General features: G+C 72.9%; 20 protein-coding genes. 6 read left to right on the forward strand and 14 right to left on the reverse strand.

All coding sequences use genetic code 11. The features are described 5' to 3' along the window. Positions 1-60: 60 nt before the first annotated feature. Complete coding sequence (locus ACH4J0_RS12280) at positions 61-2,907, reverse strand: GNAT family N-acetyltransferase (protein ID WP_396239005.1); 2,847 nt, start codon at positions 2,905-2,907, stop codon at positions 61-63. A 227-nt stretch (positions 2,908-3,134) separates the two neighbouring features. Between ACH4J0_RS12280 and ACH4J0_RS12285 the strand changes: the two genes are divergently transcribed. Then, on the forward strand, positions 3,135-3,416 hold the full coding sequence (locus ACH4J0_RS12285) for an HPr family phosphocarrier protein (RefSeq protein WP_396239007.1): 282 nt from the start codon (positions 3,135-3,137) through the stop codon (positions 3,414-3,416). 228 nt (positions 3,417-3,644) lie between these two features. Here the strand turns inward: ACH4J0_RS12285 and ACH4J0_RS12290 are convergent, their stop codons facing one another. The 3 genes from ACH4J0_RS12290 to ACH4J0_RS12300 all read right to left on the reverse strand — a co-directional run bounded on the left by ACH4J0_RS12290 (position 3,645) and on the right by ACH4J0_RS12300 (position 7,897). Further along, positions 3,645-4,838: an RtcB family protein gene (locus tag ACH4J0_RS12290; protein ID WP_396239009.1), complete on the reverse strand. Its 1,194-nt coding sequence runs from the start codon at positions 4,836-4,838 to the stop codon at positions 3,645-3,647. Between the two features lie 330 nt (positions 4,839-5,168). After that, entirely contained in the window at positions 5,169-6,557 is a 1,389-nt protein-coding gene (locus ACH4J0_RS12295) for a M16 family metallopeptidase (protein ID WP_396239011.1), read from the reverse strand. Beyond that, on the reverse strand, positions 6,554-7,897 hold the full coding sequence (locus tag ACH4J0_RS12300; RefSeq protein ID WP_396239013.1) for a M16 family metallopeptidase: 1,344 nt from the start codon (positions 7,895-7,897) through the stop codon (positions 6,554-6,556). Before ACH4J0_RS12300 ends, ACH4J0_RS12295 begins: the two co-directional genes overlap by 4 nt. A gap of 307 nt (positions 7,898-8,204) precedes the next feature. Here ACH4J0_RS12300 and ACH4J0_RS12305 point away from each other — a divergent pair, with 307 nt between their 5' ends. Together ACH4J0_RS12305 and ACH4J0_RS12310 are read left to right on the forward strand one after the other, a co-directional pair. Continuing rightward, entirely contained in the window at positions 8,205-10,655 is a 2,451-nt protein-coding gene (locus ACH4J0_RS12305; RefSeq protein ID WP_396239015.1) for a DNA topoisomerase (ATP-hydrolyzing) subunit A, read from the forward strand. Positions 10,656-10,808: 153 nt separating this feature from the next. Then, on the forward strand, positions 10,809-11,711 hold the full coding sequence (locus ACH4J0_RS12310; protein ID WP_396239017.1) for a sucrase ferredoxin: 903 nt from the start codon (positions 10,809-10,811) through the stop codon (positions 11,709-11,711). A gap of 51 nt (positions 11,712-11,762) precedes the next feature. Here ACH4J0_RS12310 and ACH4J0_RS12315 read toward each other — a convergent pair whose 3' ends face one another. From ACH4J0_RS12315 to ACH4J0_RS12325, 3 genes are all read right to left on the reverse strand, one after another. Next, positions 11,763-12,818, reverse strand: a complete 1,056-nt coding sequence (locus ACH4J0_RS12315) for an ABC transporter substrate-binding protein (protein ID WP_396239019.1) — start codon at positions 12,816-12,818, stop codon at positions 11,763-11,765. Between the two features lie 195 nt (positions 12,819-13,013). Then, a complete protein-coding gene (locus ACH4J0_RS12320; RefSeq protein ID WP_396239021.1) occupies positions 13,014-13,895 on the reverse strand; it encodes an ABC transporter permease in 882 nt (293 codons plus the stop codon). Then, positions 13,885-14,691 (reverse strand): ABC transporter ATP-binding protein, encoded by an 807-nt coding sequence (locus ACH4J0_RS12325; protein WP_396239023.1) that lies wholly within the window; start codon positions 14,689-14,691, stop codon positions 13,885-13,887. The genes ACH4J0_RS12320 and ACH4J0_RS12325 overlap by 11 nt, the downstream gene beginning before the upstream one ends. Positions 14,692-15,032: 341 nt before the next feature. Between ACH4J0_RS12325 and ACH4J0_RS12330 the strand changes: the two genes are divergently transcribed. Both ACH4J0_RS12330 and ACH4J0_RS12335 read left to right on the forward strand, forming a co-directional pair. Then, the gene (locus ACH4J0_RS12330) at positions 15,033-16,637 is read left to right on the forward strand and encodes an ATP-binding protein (protein ID WP_396239025.1); all 1,605 of its coding nucleotides are present in this window, start codon (positions 15,033-15,035) and stop codon (positions 16,635-16,637) included. Beyond that, entirely contained in the window at positions 16,637-17,332 is a 696-nt protein-coding gene (locus ACH4J0_RS12335) for a response regulator (protein ID WP_396239027.1), read from the forward strand. The genes ACH4J0_RS12330 and ACH4J0_RS12335 overlap by 1 nt, the downstream gene beginning before the upstream one ends. A 62-nt stretch (positions 17,333-17,394) precedes the next feature. On the opposite strand, the gene ACH4J0_RS12340 is transcribed toward ACH4J0_RS12335, so the two are convergent. From ACH4J0_RS12340 to ACH4J0_RS12365, 6 genes are all read right to left on the reverse strand, one after another. Then, a complete protein-coding gene (locus tag ACH4J0_RS12340; RefSeq protein ID WP_396239029.1) occupies positions 17,395-19,071 on the reverse strand; it encodes a cation acetate symporter in 1,677 nt (558 codons plus the stop codon). Further along, positions 19,068-19,667, reverse strand: a complete 600-nt coding sequence (locus tag ACH4J0_RS12345) for a DUF485 domain-containing protein (protein WP_396239031.1) — start codon at positions 19,665-19,667, stop codon at positions 19,068-19,070. The genes ACH4J0_RS12340 and ACH4J0_RS12345 overlap by 4 nt, the downstream gene beginning before the upstream one ends. Before the next feature lie 127 nt (positions 19,668-19,794). Beyond that, entirely contained in the window at positions 19,795-20,535 is a 741-nt protein-coding gene (locus tag ACH4J0_RS12350; protein WP_396239033.1) for a response regulator, read from the reverse strand. Further along, positions 20,532-21,704, reverse strand: coding sequence for a sensor histidine kinase (locus ACH4J0_RS12355; protein ID WP_396239035.1), 1,173 nt, complete (start codon positions 21,702-21,704; stop codon positions 20,532-20,534). The genes ACH4J0_RS12350 and ACH4J0_RS12355 overlap by 4 nt, the downstream gene beginning before the upstream one ends. Before the next feature lie 30 nt (positions 21,705-21,734). After that, positions 21,735-22,220, reverse strand: coding sequence for a DUF1453 domain-containing protein (locus ACH4J0_RS12360; protein ID WP_396239037.1), 486 nt, complete (start codon positions 22,218-22,220; stop codon positions 21,735-21,737). A 156-nt stretch (positions 22,221-22,376) separates the two neighbouring features. Next, entirely contained in the window at positions 22,377-24,488 is a 2,112-nt protein-coding gene (locus ACH4J0_RS12365; protein WP_396239039.1) for a type IIA DNA topoisomerase subunit B, read from the reverse strand. Positions 24,489-25,026: 538 nt separating this feature from the next. Between ACH4J0_RS12365 and ACH4J0_RS12370 the strand changes: the two genes are divergently transcribed. Beyond that, positions 25,027-25,260, forward strand: a complete 234-nt coding sequence (locus ACH4J0_RS12370; protein WP_097236007.1) for a hypothetical protein — start codon at positions 25,027-25,029, stop codon at positions 25,258-25,260. A gap of 223 nt (positions 25,261-25,483) precedes the next feature. Here ACH4J0_RS12370 and ACH4J0_RS12375 read toward each other — a convergent pair whose 3' ends face one another. Then, positions 25,484-26,419: a S1 family peptidase gene (locus ACH4J0_RS12375; RefSeq protein WP_396239041.1), complete on the reverse strand. Its 936-nt coding sequence runs from the start codon at positions 26,417-26,419 to the stop codon at positions 25,484-25,486. Positions 26,420-26,463: the final 44 nt, after the last annotated feature.

The following is a 26,463-nucleotide window of genomic DNA, read 5'->3' on the forward strand; positions in this document are numbered from 1 at the left end:
GGGCGGCACGGCGCCGAGCTTCGGACATCAGCGCCAACGGGCAGGCGCAACCAAGGAAGGTTACAGCGTGCTCATCGCCCGCGGGCCCAGATCGCTGCGGACGGGCAGCGGTGCGACCCGCACCCGCGCCCCCAGGATCGCCAGTCCGTGCGGGGCCACGACCACCGGTTCGAGGTCCACCGAGGCGATCTCCGGGACGTCGTCCACCAGCTGCGACACCCGCAGCAGCAGCTCCTCCAGCGCGGCGGTGTCCACCGCCTCGGCGCCGCGCCAGCCGAACAGCAGCGGCGCCGCCCGCACCTCGCGGATCAGCCCGGCGACGTCCTGGTCGGTTGCCGGGACGAGGCGGTGGGCCATGTCGCCGAGCAGTTCGGCGGGGGCGCCGGCCAGGCCGAAGGAGAGGATCGCGCCGACGGCCGGGTCGACCGTGGCGCCGATCACGGTGTCCACGCCGCGCGGGGCCAGCCGCTGCACCACCAGCTGGGCCCCGGCAGCGCCGCCGAGCAGGGCGTCCAGCTCGCGGTGGGCACGGCGCAGACCCGGCTCGCCGGTCAGGTCCAGCCGGACGCTGCCCAGGTCGGGGCGGTGGCGCAGGTGCGGGGCGGTCGCCTTGAGGGCCACCGGGTAGCCGAGCTGCTCGGCGGCCCGGACGGCCGCCTCCTCGTCCGGGGCCGGCAGCGTGGGCGAGACGTCGATGCCGTAGCGGTCCAGCAGCGCCCGGGCCTCGGTGTCCGGCAGGGTGATCCGGGCACCGCCGGGCTGGGTGCGCGCGGCAACCGCGGCCCGGGTGCGCAGCGCCGCCGCCACCAGGGCGCGGGCGCCCGGCTCGTCGATCCGGTCCAGGTCGGGGACGCGCGCCGTCTCCTCCGCCTCGGCGGTGCGGCGGCGCCACTCGGCGTAGTGCACGGCGTGCGCGAGGGCGCGTACGGCGCGCTCGGGCGCCGCGTAGGCCGGGATGCCGCCGGGGCGCAGCCGGGGCGGCAGGTCGGTCAGGGCCAGGTGGGCCAGCACCAGCGGCTTGCCCAACTCCCGCGCGCGCTCGCCCGCGTCGAGCAGGGCGGTGGCGATCTCCGGGTCGTCCGAGCCCATCTCCGGGTCGTCCGGGCCGGTCAGCCGGCCGCCCATGAAGGCGTGCGCGGAGGTGCCGATCGGGGGGATGGCGACGGCGATCACCGCGTCCACGGCCGGGTTGCTGAGCGCGACGTCCAGCGCGATCCGGAAGTTCTCGCCGGTGGCGGCGGTGGTGAGGTCGACGGGCGTGCACGGGCGCAGCCCGGCGCTCAGGCAGGCGTCGTAGGTGAGCAGGCCGAGCGAGTCGGAGTTGCCGACCACGGCGACCCGGTCGCCGGGCGGCAGCGGCTGCTGGGCGAGCAGCTCACCGGTGTCGAACAGCTCGGTGATGGTCGCCACCCTGGTCACCCCGGCCTGCTCGAACAGCGCGTCCACGGTCGCGTCGCGCAGGCCGGTGGCGGTGGCCGGGACGGCGTGGCCGGGCGGCAGGCTGCCGGTGTGCCGGGCGCCCTTGACCACCACCACCGGCTTGGCGGCGGCCAGGCGGCGGGCGATCCGGGTGAACTTGCGGGGGTTGCCGAAGGACTCCAGGTAGAGCAGCACCACCTCGGTGGCGTCGTCCTCTGCCCAGTACTGCAGGAAGTCGTTGCCCGAGACGTCCGAGCGGTTGCCGACCGAGGCGAAGGAGGAGACCCCGAGGCCGCGCCTGTGGGCGGCCTCCAGCAGGGCGACGCCGATCGCCCCGGACTGGCAGAAGATGCCGAAGCCGCCGCGATCGGGCAGGTGGGGGGCGAGCGAGGCGTTCAGCGGAAGGTCGGGGTCGGTGTTGATCAGGCCGAAGGCGTTCGGGCCGATCACCCGCATCCCCGCCGCGCGGGCCTGGCGGACCAGGGCGCGCTGGCGGTCGCGGCCCTCCGGCCCGGTCTCCGCGTAGCCGGCGGTGACCACCACCAGGCCCTGCACACCGTGCGCGCCGCACTCGGCGACTGCCGCCGGGACGGCGCCCTCGGGGACGGCGATCACCGCGAGGTCGACCGGCCCGGGAATGTCCAGAACCGAACGGTGCACCGGGATGCCGTCCAGCTCGGTGCCGGGCGGGGCGCTGCGGTTCACCGCGTAGACGGCGCGCGGGGCCCGCTCGGGCTCGTACCGGCTCTCGAACCCGGCGTCGAAGCTGCCGAGCAGGTCGCGCAGGAGGGCCCGGCCGACGGTCTGCGGGTTGCGGGAGACCCCGATCACGGCCACCGAGCGCGGGGTCAGCAGCCGCTGCACCGAGCGGGCCTCGGCGCGGTGCTCGCGGGCGCGCATCACGGCGAGAGAGCGGTCGGTCTGTTCGAGGTCGAACTCCAGGTGCACCACGCCGTCGGCGAAGCTGCGGCGCTGGGTGTAGCCGGCGTCGGTGAAGACCTTCACCATCTTGCGGTTCTCCGGGAGCACCTCGGCCTGAAAGCGGCGGATGCCGCGTTCCTGGGCCACCGCCGCGATGTGCTCCAGCAGGGCGGAGGCCACCCCGCGGCCCTGGTGGGCATCCTGGACCAGGAAGGCGACCTCGGCGTCGGTGCCGTGTTCGCAGGGGCGGCCCTCGGCGTCGATCCGGTCGTAGCGGACGGTGGCGATGAAGTGGTCCCGGACCACCACGGCGAGGCCGACCCGGTTCACGAAGTCGTGGTGGGTGAAGCGGCGGACGTCCTTGTCGGACAGCCGCGGGTAGGGGGCGAAGAAGCGGAAGTACTTGGACTGGTCCGAGACCTGCTCGTAGAACTCGACCAGCCGCCCGGCGTCGTCGGGAGTGATCGGCCGGATCCGGGCCGTGCCGCCGTCACGCAGCAGGACGTCGGCTTCCCAGTGCTGCGGATAGTCGGGTTGCGCGGGGTTCACCACCGCGGGGTCTTCCACATTCGTCAGGTTATCCGGCGGCGGGCCCGATGGCGCCGGGCGCGGGCTCACGGCAGGGTGGACAGGGCCACTGGCCGGGCTTTATGCCCCGAAAAGAAACAATCACAACTCCTGAACGCGACGCCTCCAAGGGGTTGTCTGCGTGCGACACTGGTCTAGACAACACGGTCGTTTCCCCCGCTCCCCCGAGCACGGCCGTGACCAGCTTCACCGGAAAGGCACGTCTCATGGCTGAGCGCCGCGTCACCATCGGTTGGGCCGAGGGCCTGCACGCCCGTCCCGCCTCGATCTTCGTCCGGGCCGTCACGGCGACCGGCGTGCCGATCACCATCGCCAAGCCGGGCGGCAACCCGGTCAACGCCGCCTCCATGCTCGGCCTCCTCGGCCTGGGCGCCCAGGGCGGCGAGGAGGTCATCCTGGCCTCCGACGCCCCCGGCGCCGACGACGCCCTCGACCGCCTCGCCAAGCTGGTCTCCGAAGGCCTCGACGAGCTCCCCGCCGCCGCCTGAGCCTCGCAGCCGCCCGATCGGGGGGGGGGGCCCCCCCGGGGGGGCCCCCCCCCCGGGGGGGGCCCCCCCCCCCCCCCCCCCGTCCCCCCCCCCCCCCCGGTGGGTGGGGGACCCGCCCCCCCCCCCCCCCCCCCCCCCCCCCCCCCCCCCCCCCCCCCCCCCCCGCCGGGGCGGGGGCCCCCCCCCCCGGCGCCCCCCCACCCCGATCGGCTTTTCGCCCCCACTCGCTCAGCCCTTGACGCAGACCACCTGCTTGAGGTGCGCGACCACCTCGACCAGGTCCTTCTGCTGCTCGATGACCTTCTCGATGTTCTTGTAGGCGCCCGGGATCTCGTCGACGACACCACTGTCCTTGCGGCACTCCACGCCCTTGGTCTGCTCGGCCAGGTCCCGCGTGGTGAACCGCTTCTTGGCGGCGTTGCGGCTCATCTTGCGGCCGGCGCCGTGCGAGGCGGAGTTGAACGAAGCCGCGTTGCCCAGGCCGCGGACGATGTAGGAGCCCGTCCCCATCGAACCCGGGATGATCCCCAAGTCGCCGGAGCCGGCCCGGATCGCGCCCTTGCGGGTCACCAGCAGGTCGACGCCGTCGTACCGCTCCTCCGCGACGTAGTTGTGGTGGCAGCTGATGACGTCGTCGAACGTGACCTTCGCCTTGGGGAATTCACTGCGGACGGCGTCCTGGAAGAGCGCCATCATCACCGCTCGGTTGTTCTTGGCGTACTCCTGCGCCCAGAACAGGTCCTGGCGGTAGTCGGCCATCTCGGGGGTCTTCGCGAGGAAGACCGCGAGGTCGTGGTCGACCAGGCCCTGGTTGTGCGGCAGCGACCGGGCGACGCCCATGTGGTGCTCGGCCAGCTCCTTGCCGATGTTGCGGGAGCCGGAGTGCAGCATCAACCAGACATTTCCTTCCGTATCGAAACACACCTCGCAGAAGTGGTTGCCGGCTCCGAGCGTTCCCATCTGCCGCATGGCACGTTCGCGACGCCACTTGACCGCGTCCGCCACCCCGTCGAAGCGCTGCCAGAAGTCGTCCCAGCCCGCCGCGCGGAAGCCGTGCAGCTTGGTCGGGTCGACCGGGTCGGTGTGCAGGCCGCGGCCGACCGGGATGGCCTGCTCGATCTTGTCGCGCAGGCCGGAGAGGTCGTCCGGGAGGTCCTCGGCGGTGAGCGAGGTCTTCACCGCGCTCATCCCGCAGCCGATGTCGACGCCGACGGCCGCCGGGCAGACCGCGTCCTTCATGGCTATGACGGAGCCGACCGTCGCGCCCTTGCCCAGGTGGACGTCGGGCATCACGGCGAGACCGTACAGCCAGGGCAGGGAGCTGATGTTGCGCAGCTGCTGCAGGGTCTGGCCCTCGACCGTCGCCGGATCGGTCCACATCCGGATCGGAACCCGAATACCGGGCACCTCGGTGTACGTCATGGTTGAACGACCTCCAGCGGTCGGGGAGTTCAGAGGAAGGGCATGCCGCGCGAAGAGAATCCCGGCGCGGCTCGGGGAAGTTCAGGGAACGGCTGGGCTCAGGCAGCCGGAGCGGAACAGGGGAGGAACGGCCCTGGGGAGCGTCGTCGTATCTCTCGCTCGACCCGCACGGTGACCGCCTCCCTTCGTTCGTCGCAGTTCGCAGTTCGCACGTGCTGTGCGTCGGGGAACATCTATCCACGGAACCACCGGGGCCCGCAACGGATTTAGGAACGCGTCCGGCCCGGCGGAGCAGAGGCGCTCCACCGGGCCGGACGACGACGACTGGCGTCAGCTGATGACGGTGACCTCGCCGATCCCGAGCGCCCGCACGTCGTCCTCGATCGCGGCGGCGTCGCCGACCAGGACGGTGACCAGGCGGTCCGGCGGGAAGGCCGCGACCACGGCCTCGGTGGCCGCGGCGGTGGGCAGCTCGGCCAGCTGCCGGTAGACCTCGGCCTGGTAGTCGTCCGGGAGGTACTGCTCGACCTGGTCGGCCAGGGTCCCGGCGACCGAGCCCGCGGTCTCGTACTTCAGCGGCGCGACGCCGACCAGGAACTGCACGGCCTCGTCGCGCTCGGCGTCGGTGAGGCCCCCGGCGGCGAGGTCGCGCAGGATGGTCCAGGTGTCGGCGAGCGCGGGGGCGGTGGAGGCGGTGTCCACCGAGCCGCTGATGGCGAGCAGCGAGCGCCCGCTGCCGTCGGCGGCGGAGCGCAGCGGCTGGGCGAAGGCGCGGACGCCGTAGGTGTAGCCCTTCTCCTCGCGCAGGACGCGGTCGAGGCGGGAGGTGAGGGTGCCGCCGAGGCAGTAGGTGCCGAGGATCTGGGCGGCCCAGACCGGGTCGTGGCGGTCGGGACCGATCCGGCCGATCAGCAGCTGGGTCTGGACGGAGCCGGGGCGGTCGACGATGACGACGCGGCCGCGGTCGTCGCCGGTGACGGGGGCGTGGACGGAGGGTTCGGCGGCGGAGCCGGTCCAGGTGCCGAGGGTGCTCTCCAGCAGGTCGGGCAGGTCGACGCCGGTGAGGTCGCCGACCACCACGACGGTGGTGGTGGCGGGGCGCACGTGGGCGTCGTAGAAGGCCTTGACGGCGGCACGGTCGATCGACTTGACGGTGTCGGCGGTGCCGCTGCGGGGCCGGGAGAGGCGGTCCGCGGCGTCGAAGAGCTCGGCGTAGAGGGCCTTGGCGGCGCGCCGGGCGGGGTTGGCCTGCTCGTGGACGATCTCGTCGAGGCGGTTGGCGACGAGTCGCTCGATCTCCTCGGCGGGGAGGGCGGGGGCACGCAGGGCGTCGGCGAGCAGGGTCAGCCCGCGCTGGAGCCGGGAGGCGGGGACCTCCAGGGCGACCCGGATGCAGGGGTGGTCGGCGTGCGCGTCGAGGGTGGCGCCGGCGCGCTCGAGTTCCCCGGCGAACTCCTCGGCGGTGAGGGTGTCGGTGCCCTCGTTGAGCGCGCGGGCGAGGATGGCGGCGATGCCGTCGAGGCCCTCGGGCTCGGCGGCGAGCGGGGCGTCGAGGAGGACCTCGACGGCGACCAGCTGCTGGCCGGGCCGGTGGCAGTGCAGGACGGTGATGCCGTTGCCGAGGGCGGCGCGCTCGGGGGCGGGGAACGCCCACGGGCCCGGGGTGCCGGGCTGGGGCTGGGGGTGGAAGGTCATCGCGGGGACGTAGTCGGTGCTCATACGGCGGCACCCTCCTCTTCGGAAGCGGCGTCGGAAGCGTCGTCGGCGGTCGCGGTCGGCTCGTAGACGAGGACGGCCCGGTTGTCGGGGTGGAGCCGGGCCTGGGCGACGGCCTGGACCTCTTCGGCGGTGACGTCGAGGACCTTGGGGAGGGCGTCGTTCAGCAGCTTGGGGTCGCCGAACAGGACGGCGTAGCGGCAGAGTTCGTCGGCGCGGCCGGCGACGGTGGTGAGCCGGTCGAGCCACTCGCGCTCGATCTGGGCCTGGGCTCGCTCGAGTTCCTCCGCGGTGGGGCCCTCGGCGGCGAAGCGGGCGAGTTCCTCGTCGACGGCGGCGTCGATCTGGGCGATGGTGGCGTCGCCGGAGGTCTTGACGTCGAGCCAGCCGAGGCTGGGGGCACCGGCGAGGCGCAGCAGGCCGAAGCCGGCGGCGACGGCGGTGCGGTCGCGGCGGACGAGCCGGTTGTAGAGGCGGCTGGACTCGCCGCTGCCGAGGATGGTGAGGGCGAGGTCGGCGGCGTCGGCCTCGCGGGTGCCGTCCTGCGGCAGGCGGTAGGCGGCCATCAGGGCGCGGGAGGGGACGTCCTCGGTGAGGTTCTGCCGGATCTCGCGGCCGATGGTGTCGGGGAGTTCGCCGGAGCGCGGGGGCTGCTTGCCGTCGTGGGAGGGGATGGAGCCGAAGTACTTCTCGACCCAGGCGATGGTCCGCTCGGGGTCGATGTCGCCGACGACGGACAGCACCGCGTTGTTGGGCGCGTAGTACGTGCGGAAGAACGCGCGGGCGTCCTCCAGGGTGGCGGCGTCGAGGTCGGCCATGGAGCCGATGGGGGTGTGGTGGTACGGGTGGCCGTCGGGGAAGGACAGCGCGGTGAGCTTCTCGAAGGCGGTGCCGTACGGGACGTTGTCGTAGCGCTGGCGGCGCTCGTTCTTGACGACGGCGCGCTGGTTCTCCATGGACGTCTCGTCGAGGGCGGCGAGCAGGGAGCCCATCCGGTCGGCCTCCAGCCAGAGCGCGAGCTCCAGCTGGTGGGCGGGCATGGTCTCGTAGTAGTTGGTGCGCTCGAAGCTCGTGGTGCCGTTGAGCGAGCCGCCGGCGCCCTGGACGAGTTCGAAGTGCCCGTTGTTGGAGACGTTGGCGGAGCCCTGGAACATGAGGTGCTCGAAGAGGTGGGCCAGGCCGGTGCGGCCCTTGACCTCGTGGCGGGAGCCCACGTCGTACCAGAGGCAGACTGCGGCGACCGGGGTGAGGCGGTCCTCGGAGAGGACGACGCGCAGGCCGTTGGCCAGGCGGTGCTCGGTGATGGCGATGCCTCGGCTGGAGGCGGGGGCCGGGTTGGCCATGCGCTCGGGTCCTTCCCGTCGTCGATGTCGGGGTTCGTGTGGCGTCCCCCATTGTGGTGCAACGCGCGGGAGGCGCGTTCGTGCCCGCGCGGAAGTGGCGTTCGCCAGGGGCGGAAGAGGGCCGCTGACCGGGAGTGTCGGCGCGAGGGTCCACAATGGGGGCGCCGCGCCCTGTTGACCGCGCCCGGTTGACGGGTCGCGGCGGCAGGACGGCGAAGCAGGACGGCGACGTCCGTCCGACGATTTGACCGACGGCCGACGACCGACCGACGACCCAGCCAGCGACACGTAAGGGAGCCCCGCCGCGATGGCCCGCCGCAGTTCGCAGACCCCGCCGCCCGGAGACTTCGAGGAGCGGATCCTCGACGTCGACGTCGTGGACGAGATGCAGGGCTCCTTCCTGGAGTACGCCTACTCGGTGATCTACTCGCGTGCGCTGCCGGACGCGCGGGACGGTCTGAAGCCGGTGCACCGCCGGATCCTGTACCAGGCCAACGAGATGGGCCTGCGTCCGGACCGCGCGCACGTGAAGTGCGCCCGTGTGGTGGGCGAGGTGATGGGTCGGCTGCACCCCCACGGTGACGCGTCGATCTACGACTCCGTGGTGCGCATGGCGCAGCCGTTCTCGATGCGGCTGCCGCTGATCGACGGGCACGGCAACTTCGGTTCGCTGGGCAACGACGACCCGCCGGCGGCGATGCGCTACACGGAGTCGCGGCTGACGGCGGCCTCGATGGCGATGGTGGAGTCGATCCACGAGGACACCGTCGACTTCGGGCCCAACTACGACGGCAGCGAGCAGGAGCCGCTGGCGCTGCCGGCCGCGTTCCCGAACCTGCTGGTGAACGGCGCGACGGGCATCGCGGTGGGCATGGCGACGAACATGCCGCCGCACAACCTGTCCGAGGTGGTGGCGGCGGCCCGACACCTGATCAAGCACCCGACCGCGGACCTGGACACGCTGATGCGGTTCGTACCCGGGCCGGACCTGCCGACGGGCGGGCGGATCGTGGGCCTGTCGGGGATCCGGGACGCGTACGAGTCGGGCCGCGGCACGTTCAAGATCCGGGCGACGGCGACGGTGGAGTCGGTGACGGCGCGCCGCAAGGGCATCGTGGTGACCGAACTGCCGTACAACGTCGGCCCGGAGAAGGTCATCTCGAAGATCAAGGACCTGGTCAACGCGAAGAAGCTGCAGGGCATCGCGGACGTCAAGGACCTGACCGACCGCGAGCACGGGCTGCGGCTGGTGATCGAGGTGAAGAACGGCTTCGTGCCGGAGGCGCTGCTGGAGCAGCTCTACAAGCTGACGCCGATGGAGGAGACCTTCGGCATCAACAACGTGGCGCTGGTGGACGGGCAGCCGCTGACGCTGGGGCTGAAGGAGCTGCTGGAGGTCTACGTCGACCACCGGTTCACCGTGGTCCGCCGGCGCAGCGACTTCCGCCGCCGCAAGCGGGAGGAGCGGCTGCACCTGGTCGAGGGTCTGCTGGTGGCCCTGGTCGACATCGACGAGGTCATCGCGATCATCCGGTCGAGTGACAACGCCCAGCAGGCGAAGGAGCGCCTGATGGAGCGCTTCTCGCTGTCGGAGACGCAGACCGGGTACATCCTGGACACCCCGCTGCGCCGGCTGACCAGGTTCGACCGGGTGGAGCTGGAGCAGGAGAAGGCGAAGCTGACCTCGGAGATCGCGGAGCTGACCGAGATCCTGGAGTCGGACGGCAAGCTGCGCAGCGTGGTGTCGTCCGAACTGGGCGCGGTGTCCAAGCAGTTCGGGACGGAGCGGCGGACGGTGCTGCTGGAGGCGGGGGCGGCTCCGTCGGCGGCGCTGTCGGTGCCCCTGGAGGTGGCGGACGACCCGTGCCGGGTGCTGCTGTCCTCGACGGGACTGCTGGCGCGGACGGCGGACGGCGAGCCGTTCGAGCTGTCGGAGAAGCGGGCGAAGCACGACGTGATCGTGTCGGCGGTGCCGGCCACGGCGCGGGCGGACGTGGGTGTGGTGACGTCGGCGGGCCGGGTGCTGCGGCTGCCGGTGATCGACCTGCCGGCGCTGCCGCCGACGCCTTCACCGACGCTGGCGGGCGGCGCCGCGGTGGGAGAGTTCCTGCGGCTGGAGGCCGGGGAGCGGGTGCTGGCGCTGACCACGCTGGACGAGTCCTCGCCGGGGCTGGCGCTGGGCACGGTGCAGGGTGTGGTGAAGCGGGTGGTGCCGGAGTGGCCCGCCAACAAGGACGAGTTCGAGGTGATCGCCCTCAAGGAGGGCGACGAGCTGGTGGGCGCGGTCGAACTGCGCACCGGCGAGGAGGACTTGGTCTTCGTCACGTCGGACGCCCAGCTGCTGCGCTACCCGGCGGGGCAGGTCCGTCCGCAGGGCCGCCCGGCGGGTGGCATGGCGGGCATCAAGCTCGCGGACGGCGCCCGGGTGCTGTCGTTCACGGCGGTGGATCCGGCCGCGGACGCAGTGGTGGTCTCGGTGGCGGCGGCCTCGGGCACGCTGTCGGGTGACGAGCAGACGTCCTGGAAGGTCACCCCGTTCGAGCAGTACCCGCGCAAGGGCCGGGCCACCGGCGGCGTGCGCTGCCAGCGCTTCCTGCGCGGCGAGGACGGCCTGGCGTTCGCCTGGGTCGGCGCCGCCCCGGCCCGGGCCGCCACCGCCAAGGGCGCGCCGGTCGACCTGCCGGAGCGCGACCCGCGCCGGGACGGCTCGGGCACTCCGGTGACGACTCCGATCGCGGTGGTCGCCGGCCCGGCGTGACCGGGAGACGGAGGGCGGGGTGCCTGCGGGCGCCCCGCCCTGCGGCGTCCGGAGGCTCCCGCTGCGGCGGGTCCGCAGGCTCCCGCTCCGGCGGGTCGGGGCCCCTTGCCGGCCCCTGAGCCGGGCCTAACCGCTGAGGGTAGCCTTGCCTAGATGAGCACCTGTACGACCCTTTCGCGTGAACTTTCGGAGCCGCTGACCGCGACCGCCGCGGTGGCGACCACCTGGCTGCTGGTGGAGCAGAACGGCCCGTGGGGTGCGAAGGCACTGGGCGAGAGCCACCTCGACCGGGCGACCGGGCGAGCGCTGGAGGCCGCCGCGGCCGGTACGGGCGTGCGGGTGGCGCTGATCCGGCGGCCGGGCCGGCACGCGGACCGCCCGCCGACGGCGCGGCACGAGGTGGTCGTCGCGCACACGGTGCCGGGCCGCGGCTGGGTGCGCCAGGCGCAGGTGGCGGACCCGGCGGTGCTGCTGGAGCTGGACTTCGCGGCGCTGGGCGCCGGTGACCACACGGGTTTCGGGGCGGAGCACGTCGGCGTCCCGCTGGCGCTGGTGTGCACCAACGGCCGCCGGGACCGCTGCTGCGCGTTGCTGGGCCGTCCGCTCGCCGCGCAGTTGGCGGGGGCCGGGCACAGCGAGGTGTGGGAGGTGACCCACCTGGGCGGGCACCGCTTCGCCCCCACGATGCTGGTGCTGCCGTACGGCTACGCGTACGGACGGCTGACGCCGGAGAGCGCCAAGGAGGTGCTGGCGGCGACGGCGGCCGGACACATGGTGCCGGAGTGGTCGCGGGGCTGCTCGGGCTGGGAGCGCCCCGGGCAGGCGGCCGAGCACGCGGTGCGGCTGGCGACCGGCGAGACCCGGGTCGACGCGCTGACCGTGGCGCAGCGCCCGGACGGCGAGGGCCGCTGGCTGGTGCGCGTGATCCACCGGGACGGCCGGGCCTGGGAGGTGGACGTGATCGAGACGGTGAGCGAGCCGCCGCGACCGGAGAGCTGCGGCAAGGCGGTGGGGACGCCGTCGCGGATGGACGTGCTGTCGGTCAGGGGCGTGTAGCGGCGGCCCCGCGCCCGTGGGGGTGAGCGCGGGACCGCGGCGGTGGGGGCCTCAGCCGGCGGCCTTGCCGACGAACTCCGTGGTGTACGTCCTGGACAGGTCGATCGTGCCCTCCTTGCCCTGGACGTCGGGGTGGAAGGCGGCGAGCACCGCGAGCACGGTCCTGGGCCCGTCGGCCGGCATCACCCCGTCGGTGGTGAACATCGGCAGGGTGGACTTGATCGCCGCCGCGTACTGGGCGGCGCCGCCCTGGGCGTAGTCGGCGGGCATCTGCGCGGCGATCTCCTCCGGGCTGTGGGTGGACATCCACTTGAGGGTCTTCACGAAGGCGTCGGCGAGCTTCTGGGTGGTGTCCTTGTTCTTCTCCACCCACTCGGTGCTCATGTACAGCGAGGACGACGGGTAGAGCCCGCCGAGCGCCTGCCGCGAGCCCTCGGGGGTGCGCATGTCGTAGAGGATCTTGCCGAGGCCCTTGTCGAGGACGTTGGCGACGGTCGGGTCGGTGGTCATCCCGGCGTCTATGCTGCCCTGCTGCAGTGCGGCGACGAAGGTCTGGCCGGCGCCGACGGCGATCGGGCTGAACTCGCTGACGGAGGCGCCGTTCTTGACCGCGAGGTACTTGGTGAGGAAGTCGGTGGAGGAGCCGATGCTGGTGACGCCGAGCTTCCTGCCCTTGAAGTCGGCGCCGGACCTGATGGCGTCGGCCTGCTTGGTGGAGACCAGTTCGACCTCGCCGGGGGCCTGGGCGAACTGCACCACGGACTCGACGTGCTTGCCCTTGGCCTGGAGGTCGATGGTGTGGTCGTAGAAGCCGACGGCGCCCTGGACGTCGCCGGCCAGCAGTGCGGTGGTGGCGTTGACGCCGGCCGGCTCGGTGAGCAGTTCGACGTTGACGCCGGCGTCGGCGAAGTAGCCGAGCCGCTGGGTGAGCATCGCGGGCAGGTAGATGACCTTGTCCAGGCCGCCGACCATGATCTTGACCTTGGGTCCGTCGACCTGCTTGCCGGCCGGGGCGGCGCCGTGGGCGGAGGTGGCGGCGTCGTTGGCACAGGCGGAGAGCGGGAGGAGCAGGACGGCGGCGAGGGCGGCGACGGCGGATCTGCGCATCACGGGGGAGCCTCTCTCTTCTTACGAGCGGGGGGGTTCAGCGGATTCAGCGACTCTGTGGGCTGGGGGGAGCCCAGCGGCCCTGCGATTGGGGAGTGCTCAGCGGCCTTGGGATCGGGGGGGGTGCTCAGCGGCCTTGGGATCGGGGGGGTGCTCAGCGGCCTTGGGATCGGGGGGTGCTCAGCGACCGGGTGGTCAGCGGCCGTCGCCCGCGTCGGCGGGCTTCCAGCGGAACAGCTTCTTCTCGGCGAAGGTCAGCAGCCCCTCGGTGAGCAGCGCGACGACCGCGAGGATGGTCATGGCGGCGTACACCCCGGCCGCGTTGAAGGTGCCCTGGGCGGCGGCGACCAGCAGGCCGAGGCCCTTGGTGGCACCGATGTACTCGCCGACGATCGCGCCGATCAGCGCGAAGCCGAAGCTGACGTGCAGGCTGGTGAAGATCCAGGTGGTGGCGGCGGGGATGACCACCTGGAGGGTGACCCTGCGGTTGTCGGCGCCCAGGATGCGGGCGTTGGCGACCAGGTTGCGGTCCACCTCGCGGGCGCCCTGGAAGGCGTTGAAGAACACCGGGAAGAACACCAGCACCACCGCGGAGGCGACCTTGGACGCCGGGCCGAGGCCGAACCAGATCAGGAAGATCGGGGCGAGCACGATGCGCGGGATGGCGTTGAGCACCTTGACGTACGGCCCGAACACGTCGGCCAGGAAGCGGATCCGGCCGAGCGCGATGCCCAGCAGCACGCCGCAGACCACGCCGATCACCCAGCCGGTGAGGGCCTCGTAGAGGGTGTAGCCGATCTGCTCGCCCAACGAGCCCTGGGCGGTGCCGTGGGTGATCCACTGCCAGATCTGGTCCCAGATCTTCGACGGCTGCGAGAAGTTGAACGGGTCGATGACCTCGGTGCGGGCACACACCTCCCACAGCCCGAGGAAGGCGACCAGCACCCCGGCCCGGGCCGCGAAGACGGTCAACCGGCGGTTGCGGGCGGCCCGTTCGCGGGCCTCGGTCCTCGTGGTGGCGGCCGGGGACTTCCCGGCCGCGGTCGCGGCGGTCTCGGACGCGGTCTCAAGCGGCACGACCCGCTCCTCTCTCCCGGGTGATGCGCACCTCTTCGCCGAGCGAGGCCCAGATCTCGCGGTACAGCTCGACGAACCTCGGTTCCAGCCGGACGGCCTCCACGGTGCGCGGTCGTGGCAGGTCGACGGTGAAGATCTCCTTGACGGTGGCGGGCCCGGCCGTCATCACGACGACCCGGTCGGCGAGCGCGATGGCCTCGTCCAGGTCGTGGGTGACGAAGACGACCGACGAACCCGTGCCGGCCCACAGCTCCAGCAGCTGATCGGACATCAGGGCGCGGGTCTGCACGTCCAGCGCCGAGAACGGCTCGTCCATCAGCAGGATGGTCGGGTCGTTGACGAAGGTCTGGGCGAGCGCGACGCGCTTGCGCATGCCGCCGGACAGCTGGTGCGGGTAGCGGTCCTCGAAGGCGGCGAGGCCGACCCGGCCCAGCCAGTCCCGCGCCCGCTCCCTGGCCTCGGCGGCGGGCACGCCGCGGAAGCGCGGCCCGGCCATCACGTTGGACAGCACGGTGCGCCAGGGGAAGACGGCGTCCTGTTGGAAGACGAACCCGACCTTGGGGTCGATCCCGCGCACGGGCTCGCCGTACACCCGGACCTCGCCCTCGGTGGGCTCCTCCAGGCCGCTGACCAGGGTCAGCGTGGTGGACTTGCCGCAGCCGGTGGGGCCGACGACGGCGACGAACTCGCCCTGGGCGACGGTCAGGTCGAGATCGCGGACAGCGGTGTGCAGCGCCCCGGAGGGGGTGCGGAAGCGTTTCGTCGCGCCGGTCAGCTCGATCGCCGGGGTGCTCATTCCCCACCTCGCTTCGCTCGGCGGGTGCCTCGCACCGGTGGCACCTCTCGACGGTTCACTCGCCGCGCTCGCTCACGCATTCATTCCTCCCGGGTCAGTGCCTGCCCCGGAAAGGTAGGAGCGGGCCCGGCCCCGGCGGGAGCCTTCTCCGCGTAGTGCGACTTCTCCGCGTTGAAGGGTGTTCTGCTCGTTTTGCTTCCGCTACAACTGCGGGGACGCGGGCTGACAGAAACACCCGGGAAACATAGGGTGTCCCGACCCCGGTCGCCTGAAGCCCACCCCCGGCACCCCGGGCCCGACCCCCGCCCCCGTAGCACCGCCGCCGCCGAGAGGAGGCCCGGATGAAGCTCCCCCACTGGCCCCGCCGGGTCTTCGCCCAGCTCCTGCTGAGCCAGACCGTCGTCACCGTCGGTGTCACCACCGTGACCGCCGGGCTCTTCCTGGCCCCGGTCAGCAGCGAGCTGGACCACGACGCGATGCAGCGGGCGCTGTCCATCGCCCAGGCCACCGCCACCGACGAGACGATCGCCCGGGCCGCCGACACCCGCGACGTGGTCACCGCGCAGCGCAACGCCGAGCAGATCCGACTGGCCACCGGCGCCAGCTTCGTCGTGGTCACCGACCTGGACGGCATCCGCCTCTCGCACACCGACCCGGACCGGATCGGCCAGCGGGTCAGCACCGACCCCGAGCCCGCGCTGGGCGGCCGCAGCGTCACCGCCATCCAGCAGGGCACCCTGGGCCGCACCGCGCGCGGCAAGGTGCCGCTGCGGATGGCAGACGGCCGGATCGTCGGCGAGGTGTCGGTCGGCATCAGCGACGACTCGATCCGCCGCCGCCTGCTGAAGATGCTCACCGGCATCCTGCTGTGCGCCGGCGCGGGCCTGGCCGCCGGGACCGTCGCCACGCTCGCCCTGGCCCGCCGGCTCAAGCGCCGCACCCACAACATCGCGCTGGCCGACATCTCGGCGCTGCTGGTCGAGCGCGAGGCGATGCTGCACGGCATCCGCGAGGGCATGGTGGCGCTGGACGAGCGCGGCCGGATCCGGCTGGCCAACGACGAGGCCGTCCGGCTGCTCGGCCTGCCCGGGGACTGCACCGGCCGCCCGATCGCCGGGGTGCTGCCGCCGGGCCGGCTGGCCGACGTGCTGACCGGGCGGATCACCGGCACCGACCTGCCCGCCGTACGGGACGACCGGGTGCTGGTGGTGAACCGGATGGCCACCACCGAAGGGGCGGTGGTGACCCTGCGCGACCGGACCGAACTGGAGTCGCTGGTCCGCGAGCTGGACACCACCCGCAGCCTGACCGAGGCGCTGCGCGCCCAGGACCACGAGCACGCCAACCGCATGCACACCCTGCTCGGCCTGCTCGAACTCGGCCGCCACGAGCAGGCGGTGGCCTTCATCTCCGAGCAGTCGGGCTCGCACGCCGTGGTCGCCGCCCGGATCGCCGAGCAGGTGCAGGACCCCCACGTGGCGGCGCTGCTGGCGGGCAAGACGGCGGTGGCCGGCGAGCGCGGGGTGCGGCTGGTGCTGGCCCCGGGGGCGCACCTGCCGGACACGGTGGTGGACGCCCGGGCGCTGGTGACGGTGCTCGGCAACCTGATCGACAACGCGGTGGACGCGCTGACGCCGAGCGGGGGCGGGGGCGTCGGCGGGCGGCTGGAGGTGACGCTGGCGGCGGCCGGCTCCACCCTGCTGCTGCAGGTCACGGACAGCGGCCCCGGCGTGCCGGAGGAACTGCGCGAGCAGGTCTTCGAGGAGGGCTGGACCAGCAAGGACGCGCCCGCGCACCGTCCGCGCGGGCTGGGCCTGGCGATGGTGCGGCGGCTGGTCGAGCGGACCGGCGGCCGGATCGTGCTCGACACCGGCCCGCTGGGTGGCGCCCGGTTCACCGTCGAGCTGCCCGAAGCCCTGCTCACCACTCAGCTCGTGGAGGCGTGATGATCGACGTACTCGTGGTGGACGACGATTTCCGGGTCGCGGACGTGCACGCCGCGTACGTGGCCAAGGTGCCGGGCTTCCGGGTCACCGGCACCGCGCACTCGGCCGGGGAGGCACTGGCCGCGCTGGAGCGCCGCCCGGTGGACCTGCTGCTGCTCGACCACCACCTGCCGGACGAGACCGGCCTCGCCCTGGTGCGCCGGCTGCGGGAACGGCAGGTGGCCTGCGACGTGATGATGGTGACCGCCGCCCGGGACGTCTCCACGGTGCACGCCGCGATGCAGCACGGCGCGCTGCAGTACCTGGTCAAGCCGTTCACCTTCGCCGGGCTGCGGGACAAGCTGGTCTCGTACGCCCAGCTGCGGCACGCGCTGGCCGCACCCGCCCGGGAGGCCGGCCAGGACGAGGTGGACCGGCTGTTCGCGACCCTGCGCAGCGTCGGCGCGTCCAGCGGGGCACTGCCGAAGGGCCACTCGGCGCCTACCACCGACCTGGTCCTGGGCGTGCTGCGACGGGCGGGCCGGCCGCTGTCCGCCCAGGAGGTCGCCGACGCCACCGGACTGAGCCGCTCGACCGCCCAGCGCTACCTCAAGCAGCTGGAACGGGACAGCCGTCTGCGGCTGACCCTGCGCTACGGCGACACCGGCCGCCCCGAGCACCGCTACGGGCTGGCCGCGAGGAGCACCCAGGCCTGAGCGCCCGGGCAGGGGGGAACCCCGGCGGCCCCAAGCCCGCCGGGGTTCCCGGGGCACGGCGACTAGGCCGCGCCCGCACCGGTGAGGGCGCGCACCTCCAGCTCGGCGAAGCGATCCGCGTCGGCGGGCTCGGGCGAGGTGAGCGTCCCGATCCAGCCCGCCAGGAAGCCGAGCGGGATGGAGACGATGCCGGGGTTCTCCAGTGGGAACCAGTGGAAGTCGACGCCGGGGAACAGCGCCGTCCCGGAGCCGGAGACCACCGGCGAGAAGAAAACCAGCAGGATCGCCGGGACCAGTCCGCCGTACACCGACCAGACCGCGCCCCGGGCGGTGAACCGTGACCAGAACAGGCTGTAGAGCAGTACCGGCAGGTTCGAGGAGGCGGCCACCGCGAAGGCGAGGCCGACCAGGAAGGCGACGTTCAGCTGCTGGGCGTAGAGGCTGATCACGATCGCCGCCGCGCCGATCCCGGCGGCGGCGAATCGGGCGACCACCACCTCCTGTTGCTCGCTGGGCTTCTCGGCGACCTCTCCCCCGCGGCGGCGGCGCGGGCCGCCGTGCCAGGCCCCGGCCCAGATGTCGTGGGCGAAGGCGGCGGAGGAGGCCAGGGTCAGCCCGGCGACCACGGCGAGGATGGTGGCGAAGGCGATCGCCGAGATCAGTGCGAACAGCACCACCCCGCCGGTGCTTCCGTTGCCGCCGCCGAGCACCAGGGCGAGCAGCGGGACGGCGGTGTTCCCGGCCGAGTTGGCGTGCCGCACCTCGGCCGAGCCGATCAGCGCGGTGGCGCCCAGGCCGAGTGCGATGGCCATCAGGTAGAAGCCGCCGACCAGGCCGATCGCCCACATCGTGGACCGGCGGGCGGCCCGGGCGGTGGGCACGGTGTAGAAGCGGGACAGGATGTGCGGCAGCCCGGCGGTGCCCAGCACCAGGGCCAGGCCCAGACTGAAGAAGTCCAGCCGGCTGGTGAGCGTGGCGCCGTACTTGAGCCCGGGTTCGAGGTAGCGGTGCCCGGCGCCGCTGTGCTGGGCGGCCTGGCGCATCAGCTCGAAGAGGTCGCCGTGGAAGCGCACCAGCAGCAGCACGGTGAGCAGCACCGAGCCCGCGGTCAGCAGGAAGGCCTTGACGATCTGGATCCAGGTGGTGGCCCGCATCCCGCCGATCGTCACGTAGACGATCATCAGGGCGCCGACCGCGATGATGGTCCAGGTCCGGGCCTGGGCGCTGTTGGTGCCGAGCAGCAGGGCGACCAGCGAACCGGCGCCGACCATCTGGGCGACGAGGTAGAGCAGGGTGACCACGACGCTGGCGCCGCCGGCCGCCGCCCGCACCCGGCGGCGGCGCAGCCGCAGCGCGAGCACGTCGGCGAGGGTGTACCGGCCGGCGTTGCGGACGAGTTCGGCGACCAGCATCAGCACGACCAGCCAGGCGACCAGGAACCCGATGCTGTAGAGCACTCCGTCGTAGCCGTACAGGGCGATCAGCCCGGCGACGCCGAGGAAGGAGGCGGCGGAGAGGTAGTCGCCGGAGAGCGCGAAGCCGTTCTGCAGCGGGGTGAAGTCGCGCCCGCCGGCAAAGAAGTCCTCGGCGGCGTTGCCCTGGCGGCCGACCCAGAGGGTGATGCCGAGGGTGACCAGGACGATGACGGCGAACAGCACGATCGCCAGGCCGTGGTGCTGGCCGGTGGGGGCGACGGGGGGCGGGGTGGCGGTGGTCATCACGCCGGTGGTGGCCGTCATCGCAGCTGGTCCTGGGTGTCCCAGCGCAGGCCCAGGGCGGCGCGGTCGCGCCTGGTCCGGGCGTTGCGGGCGTAGAGCCAGGTGAGCAAAAAGGTGGAGGCGAACTGCAGCAGGCCGAGCAGCCAGGCCACGTTGACCGGGCCGGCCACCGGACTGCGCATCACACCGGGCACGACGGCCTCGGCGCCGACGTACACCAGGTACCAGCCGAGGAAGGCGCCGCAGGTCGGGAAGACGAACATCCGGTAGCTGCGCCGGATGTCCCGGAAGGCCGCGCTGGCCTGGACGCTCCGGTAGACCTCGGTGCTGTCGGTGGTGCTCACCGGCGCCGGCGGCTCCTGCGCCGTGACGGCCGGGGCGACCGACGGTGCCGCTGGTACGACGGGCCGGGCGAACGGCGGCTCCACGGGCGGTGCGGTCACCGGCTCGGCGGCCGCGGCCGACTGGGCGGCGGCCGTACGGGTGGATCCCTGCTGGGCCGGTACGGCCGTTCGGCGGGGCGCGACAGCTGACTCGGACACGGCGTCGGCGGCCGGAGTGGCCCACCAGTCGAATCGCTGCCCCTGACCGGGACTGCTGGTCTGCTGCTGTGGCACTGCTGCTCCTGGGCCGGACCGGGCGTTCTGACCCGAACCATCATGGAGGGCCTCGGACACCGTCCCTGACCATCGCAGATACCTTCACTCAATGAGGTGGTCGATCATCTGACGGATGGTCATCCGACTACTGCTGCGTACCGGTGATTCCGTGGCGGAAGGCGTACGCGACCGCCTGCGCACGGTCCCGCACCGCGGTCTTGGCGAACAGGTTGTTGATGTGCGTCTTCACGGTGGCCTGGCTGACGAACAGCCGCTGGGCGATCTCGGCGTTGGAGAGCCCCTCGGCGATCAGCGCGAGCACCTCGGCCTCCCGCACGGTCAGCCCGTCCGGCAGCCCCCCGGCCCGGGCGGCGGTCGGCGCGGTCGGCCCGCCGGGCGAGCCGGACGTGCCGGACGTGCCGGACGTGCCGGAATTCGGCGCGGACTTCACCGGAGACTCCGAAAGCCTTTCCAACAAACGGAGTTGAACCTGCGGCGAGAGTCCCGCCGCGCCCGAGCGGACATCCGCGATGGCCTTGGCGATCTCCTCGCCACCGGCGTCCTTGGTGAGGTAGCCGCGCGCCCCGGCCTGCAACGCGGGGAACAGCGACTCGTCGTCGGCGTAGGTGGTGAGCACCACGACCTCGGTCTGCGGGTGCGCGGCCCGGATCCGCCGGGTCGCCTCGACGCCGTCGACGCGCGGCATCCGCAGGTCCATCAGCACCACGTCCGGGTGATGGCGCTCCACCAGCGCGACGGCCTCCTCCCCGTCCGCCGCCGCGCCGACCACCTCGATGCCGGGCAGCAGCCCCAGCAGCATCACGATGCCCTCGCGCACCACCGTCTGGTCGTCCGCCACCAACACCCTGGTGACCGCACCGTTCATGCCGGCACCCGCAGCAACACCCGCCACCCTCCGTCCTCCGGGCCCGCCAGCAGGGTGCCGCCGAGCAGTTCCGCGCGTTCGCGCATCCCCAGCAGACCGTACCCGCTGCCGCTGACGGCCAGCTCACCGGAGGACTGCTCCGCGGACGGGCCGCGCGGCGCCCGGGTGTTGCGCACCTCCAGCTCCACCGCGTCGTCCAGGTACCGCAGTTCGACCGAGCACCGGGCGCCCGGCGCGTGCTTGCGCACGTTGGTCACCGCCTCCTGTGCCGTGCGCCGCACCGCCAGGCCGGCCTCGGCGGCCAGCGGCCGGGGCGTACCGGTCACGGTGAACGGGGCCCGCTCCCGCTCGGTCAGCTCCACCAGGAACTCCCCGACCGGCGTGAACTCTCCGCGCAGCGCGGACAGCGCCTGCCGGGTCTCGGCCAGTCCGTCCTGCGCCATCCGCCGTGCCGCGACGACCCGTTCGCGGATCTGCTCGCGGTCCGTCCCGGCGTCCAGCATCAGCCGGGCCGCCTCCAGGTGGACCAGCTGCGCGGAGAGGCTGTGTGCGAGCACGTCGTGGATCTCCCGGGCGATCCTGGCCCGTTCGGCGAGCGCCGCGCTCTCCGCCTCGGCGGCCCGGGCGGCACGCTCCTGGACCAGCAGTCGGCGGGCGGTGCCGCGCGCCTCGATGTCCAGCCGGAGCAGGAAGCCGAGCAGGGCGACCCCGCCGATGGTGGCGAGGACGCTGAGCCAACTCGCCCAGCTGGCCACGGTGTACGAGCCCAGCGCGGCCGTGCCGACGAGCAGCGCGGGCGCGAACGGCAGCCGGACCAGCGCGATCACGGCCAGTCCCACCCAGATCAGGTCGGCGAGCGTGTAGGCCCGGCCCCAGTTGGCCAGCCAGGCGGCCCCGACCAGGACGGCGGCCAGCAGGTAGGAGGCGGCCGGGCGCTGTTCCCGGCTGGCCTGGAGGAACGCCACGCAGAGGGCGGCGGCCGCGGCCAGTCCGGCCGCCGCGGCCGGCACCGCCCAGCCGGTGTACTTGCCGTCGGCGAAGGTGCCCCAGCCGACGACGGCCAGCAGGACGATCCGGCCGAGCACGGTGAGGACCCGCCGCGGCACGCTCTCGGCGTCGCGCTCCAGCCCCTCCCGGGACGGCCAGCGGGTCCGGTACCACCCGGGCAAGGGTGCCTCCTCAGTGCTCACGGCGGTGGATCAGTGCAGTACGGCGGTCGCCTGCGCGGGCTCCAGCGTCCGGGCCCTCCAGTTGACCACGAGCGAGCGGACCAGCAGCAGGACCGCCATGCCCAGCATCAACGAGCTGCCCGCCTGGTGGACGCCCAGGGCCGAGCCGATCGCGTACAGGCCGATCCGGATGGCGAGCATCCCGCCCCAGGCGGCCAGCGTGGCCTTGGTGCCCTTGACCAGGACCTTGCCGTCGGCGGCCCGCCAGATCCGCACGGTCCAGCCCCAGACCGTTCCCATCGCGAGCACGGTGACCAGCCCGGCGGCGAGCAGGGTGGCCGACAGCGCGGCGTGCCGGTGGTCGATGATCTGCGGATCGCGCAGCGCGAGCACGCCCAGGACCAGCGGCAGCAGCCAGAAGCGGCGCTCGGTGTCCAGGCGCTGGACGCGCGTCTGACGCTGGACCACCAGGACCACCACCGCGGCGATCACGAGGAGGTTGACTACGGCAGTCATGGGAGGTTCTCCGTCCCGGGGAGAGGCTTTCGCTGACCTCTCCGACGCTACGGATCCGGCACTCCCCGCTGATCGGCGCCAGGGTGGACCCCAGGTGGAACCAGCAGCGCGAGGGCCCTCCACCCACGGGTGGAGGGCCCTGGTCGGCCGGGCGCGTCAGGCGTCGATGCGGGAGCGGTCCAGGGTGGCCGCCGAGTCCACGATGAACTCCTTGCGCGGGGCGACGTCGTTGCCCATCAGCAGGTCGAAGATCCTCTCGGCCTGCTCCAGGTCGCCCAGGTTGATCCGGCGCAGGGTGCGGTGGCGCGGGTCCATGGTGGTCTCCGCCAGCTGGTCGGCGTCCATCTCGCCCAGGCCCTTGTACCGCTGCACCGGCTCCTTCCAGCGCTGCCCCTTGCGCTGGAACTCCAACAGGGTGGAGCGCAGCTCCGCGTCGGAGTAGGTGTAGTGGTACTTCTCCTGGCCGCGCTTGGGATTGGTGAGTTCGATCCGGTGCAACGGCGGGACGGCGGCGAAGACCCGGCCCTGCTCGACCATCGGCCGCATGTAGCGGTGGAAGAGGGTCAGCAGCAGGGTGCGGATGTGCGAGCCGTCGACGTCGGCGTCGGCCATGAAGATCACCCGGCCGTAGCGGGCCTGGTCGATGTCGAAGGTGCGGCCCGAGCCGGCCCCTATCACCTGGATGATCGCGGCGCACTCGGCGTTCTTGAGCATGTCGCTCACCGAGGCCTTCTGGACGTTGAGGATCTTGCCGCGGATCGGCAGCAGCGCCTGGAACTCTGAGTTGCGGGCGAGCTTGGCGGTGCCGAGCGCGGAGTCGCCCTCGACGATGAACAGTTCGCTGCGGTCGACGTCGTCGCTGCGGCAGTCGGCCAGCTTGGCGGGCAGGGAGCTGGTCTCCAGCGCGGTCTTGCGGCGCTGGGCCTCCTTGTGCTGCCGGGCGGCGACCCGGGTGCGGGCGGCGGCGACGACCTTCTCCAGAACGGCCCGGGCCTGCTGCTTCTGGTCCTTCTTGGCCGAGGTGAGGAAGGCCTTGAGCTCCTTGGCGACGACGGCCGCGACGATCCGGTTGGCCGCCGAGGTGCCGAGCACCTCCTTGGTCTGGCCCTCGAACTGCGGCTCGGCGAGCCGGACGGTGACCACGGCGGTGAGGCCCTCGGTGGCGTCGTCCTTGGTGATGTCGTCCTCGGCGACGCGCAGCAGCTTGCTGGCGCGCAGCACCTCGTTGACGGTCTTGGCCAGCGAGCGCTCGAAGCCGGTGACGTGGGTGCCGCCCTTGGGGGTGGCGATGATGTTGACGAAGGAGCGCAGGGTGGTGTCGTAGCCGGTGCCCCAGCGCAGCGCGATGTCCACGCCGAGGTGGCGGGTGACCTCGGTGGGGGTCATGTGGCCGAGTTCGTCCAGGACCGGCACGGTCTCCTTGAAGGTGCCCTCGCCGCGCAGCCGCAGCACGTCGCTGACCGGCTTGTCCGGAGCCAGGAACTCGCAGAACTCGGCGATGCCGCCGTCGTAGTGGAAGACCGACTCCTCGACCTGCTCGCTCTCGGTGAGCCGCTCGTCACGCACGACGATGGTCAGGCCGGGGACGAGGAAGGCGGTCTGCCGGGCGCGGTTGTGCAGGTTCTCCAGGGAGAGCTTGGCGTCCTTGAGGAAGATCTGCCGGTCGGCCCAGTACCGGATGCGGGTGCCGGTGCGGGCCTTGGGCACCTTGCGGGTCCGGGTGAGGCCGTTGGCGGGCTCGAAGGGCGCGTCCGGGCTGGCCTCGGTGAAGATGCCCGGGGTGCCGCGGCGGAAGCTGATCGCGTGGGTGTGGCCGCTGCGGTCGACCTCGACGTCCAGCCGCGCGGAGAGCGCGTTGACGACCGAGGCGCCGACGCCGTGCAGACCGCCGGAGGCCGCGTACGAGCCGCCGCCGAACTTGCCGCCCGCGTGCAGCTTGGTCATCACGACCTCGACGCCGGACAGCCCGGTCTTGGGCTCGACGTCGACCGGGATGCCGCGGCCGTTGTCGCGGACCTCGACCGAGGAGTCGGGGTGCAGCAGGACCTCGATGCGGTCGCAGTAGCCGCCCAGCGCCTCGTCGACCGAGTTGTCGATGATCTCCCAGAGGCAGTGCATCAGACCTCGGCTGTCGGTGGACCCGATGTACATGCCGGGGCGCTTGCGGACGGCCTCCAGGCCCTCCAGGACGAGCAGGTGCCGCGCGGTGTAGTTGGAACCGTCGTCGCCGGCCAGCAGCGCGGACGGCACGGTCGTTTCGGCACTCACGCGGCACTCTCCTCGGTGAAGTTCTGTCTCATCGGTCACATCCGGACACATCCGGACCATCCGCCAGTGCAGCACGCCGCACCGACAGTCGTCGCTCCGTGTGCTCGCGCCCCTGCGACGGGTGCACAGCACGGCGGGCCGGCCCGGCGCAGCTTGTACGCGCTGCGCGAACAAGGACCGCACCCGGGTGTGGGCCCCGGGGGCGCCATCTCCTCCCGGTACCACCGGTCCTGGCGGATCGTGGGGTCGGGCACAGGCTCCGGAACTGCCGTTATGCAGGCTACCGGGGCCCGGGACGGGGCTTATGCTCCAACCCGGCAGAGGATTATGCTACGCGGACCTCGAACCCGGTCCCGATCGGACGTTCGAGCGAGGGGCGGATCCCGGGATTCGGCACGCATGAACCACCGGCCCCCGGGGCACGTCCTCATCAACACAGCAGAATCCTCAGAGAAGAAAAGCCACGAGCGGGAACGTTTTCGGCCTGGTTGGATGTTGACCCTGGTACGACAGCTCGTCGAGCTAGAGAAGAGGCGACGTGACTACTGTTCTGACACCTGCGAGCCCGCTCACCGCGGCTGACCGCTGCGACCGCTGCGGCGCCCAGGCCTACCTGCGCGTCGTACTCGCCAGCGGCGGAGAGCTGCTCTTCTGCGCCCACCACGGCCGGAAGTTCGAGCCCGAGCTCAAGAAGATCGCCGTGGAGATACAGGACGAGAGCGGCCGTCTCACCACCAGCACCACCGCGACGGCCACCGACGACGAGCGCTGATCACAGGCGCCCCAACCAGCCGGCGTCGAGCTGTGTCCGGCCGCGCACCCTGCGCGACCGGGGAGCCGGGTGGTCGACCCCTCCGGGGCCGGCCACCCGGCTTCGCCGTTCCCCGAACGGTTCTCCCGCGTTCTGCCGCGTTCGCCCTGCGCGGGCCGCACCGGCCGTCACCGGGGAGCGAAACGACGTCAGGACGTCACCGCCCCCTCACCCGCAGCGATGATCAGAGAGCCGAGCGCACCGCGTCCGTGACCGAGGACACCCGGGTGTAGACCCCCGGGTGGGCCGCTTCTGCGCAGCCCGTCCCCCAGGACACCAGCCCGGCCAGTCGGCCGGCCACGATCAGCGGGCCTCCGCTGTCGCCCTGGCAGGCGTCCTTGCCGCCCTTCTCCTCGCCCGCGCAGACCATGCCCCGGGCGTCGAACTTGCCGTCCGGGCCGCCCGGGTAGGCGTGCGCGCAGGTCTGGTCCGGGAGGATCGACACGTCCACCCCGCGCAGCGACGGCGAGTAGTCGCCCCGACCGCTGGTGTCGCCCCAGCCGTAGACCCGCGCCCTGGCCCCCGCCTCGTACGGCCCGCTCTCGCCCTGACCGACCAGCTCGACCACCGGCCGGCCGCCCTGGGGCTCGGCGAGGGTGAGCACCGCCACGTCGTTCATGTTCGCGGTGAAGTCGTAGGCGGGGTGGATCCAGACCCGTTGGACGGCCACCTCACGACCGACCGAGCCGCGGAGGTCGTCCCGGCCGACGATCACCTTGAGGCCCGGGCGGTCCACCCGACCCTTGGCCTCGTCGTAGAAGCAGTGCGCGGCCGTCACCACCTTGGTCGGGGTGACCAGCGCGCCGCCGCAGAACTGGCCGGAGCGCCTGTTGCCGAACTGCTGGCGGCTGGCCAGCGCCACGATCCACGGGTGGTCGGCGGTGCTCACGGCGTCACCCCCGACCACCCTGCGCTGGGCCTCGGCCGGGGCGGCCGCGCCGAGGGCGACCAGCGGCACGGGAACGGCGGCGAGCAGCGCCAGCAGGGCGCCCCGCCGGCGGCGACGGCCCGCCCGGGCAGCGGCCGGGGCCGCGGGCGAAGCGTCGGCCCGGGCGGCGGTCGGGACGGCCCCGCATGCGGCGGGGGTCGGCAGGTCGGCTCGGTCCGGGTCGGTCAGCACCGTGACTCCACAAGGCTCGGCAGCAGGCAACCGGCACAGCGTAG

This window comes from Kitasatospora sp. NPDC017646 (assembly GCF_044329365.1).
Classification (GTDB): domain Bacteria; phylum Actinomycetota; class Actinomycetes; order Streptomycetales; family Streptomycetaceae; genus Kitasatospora.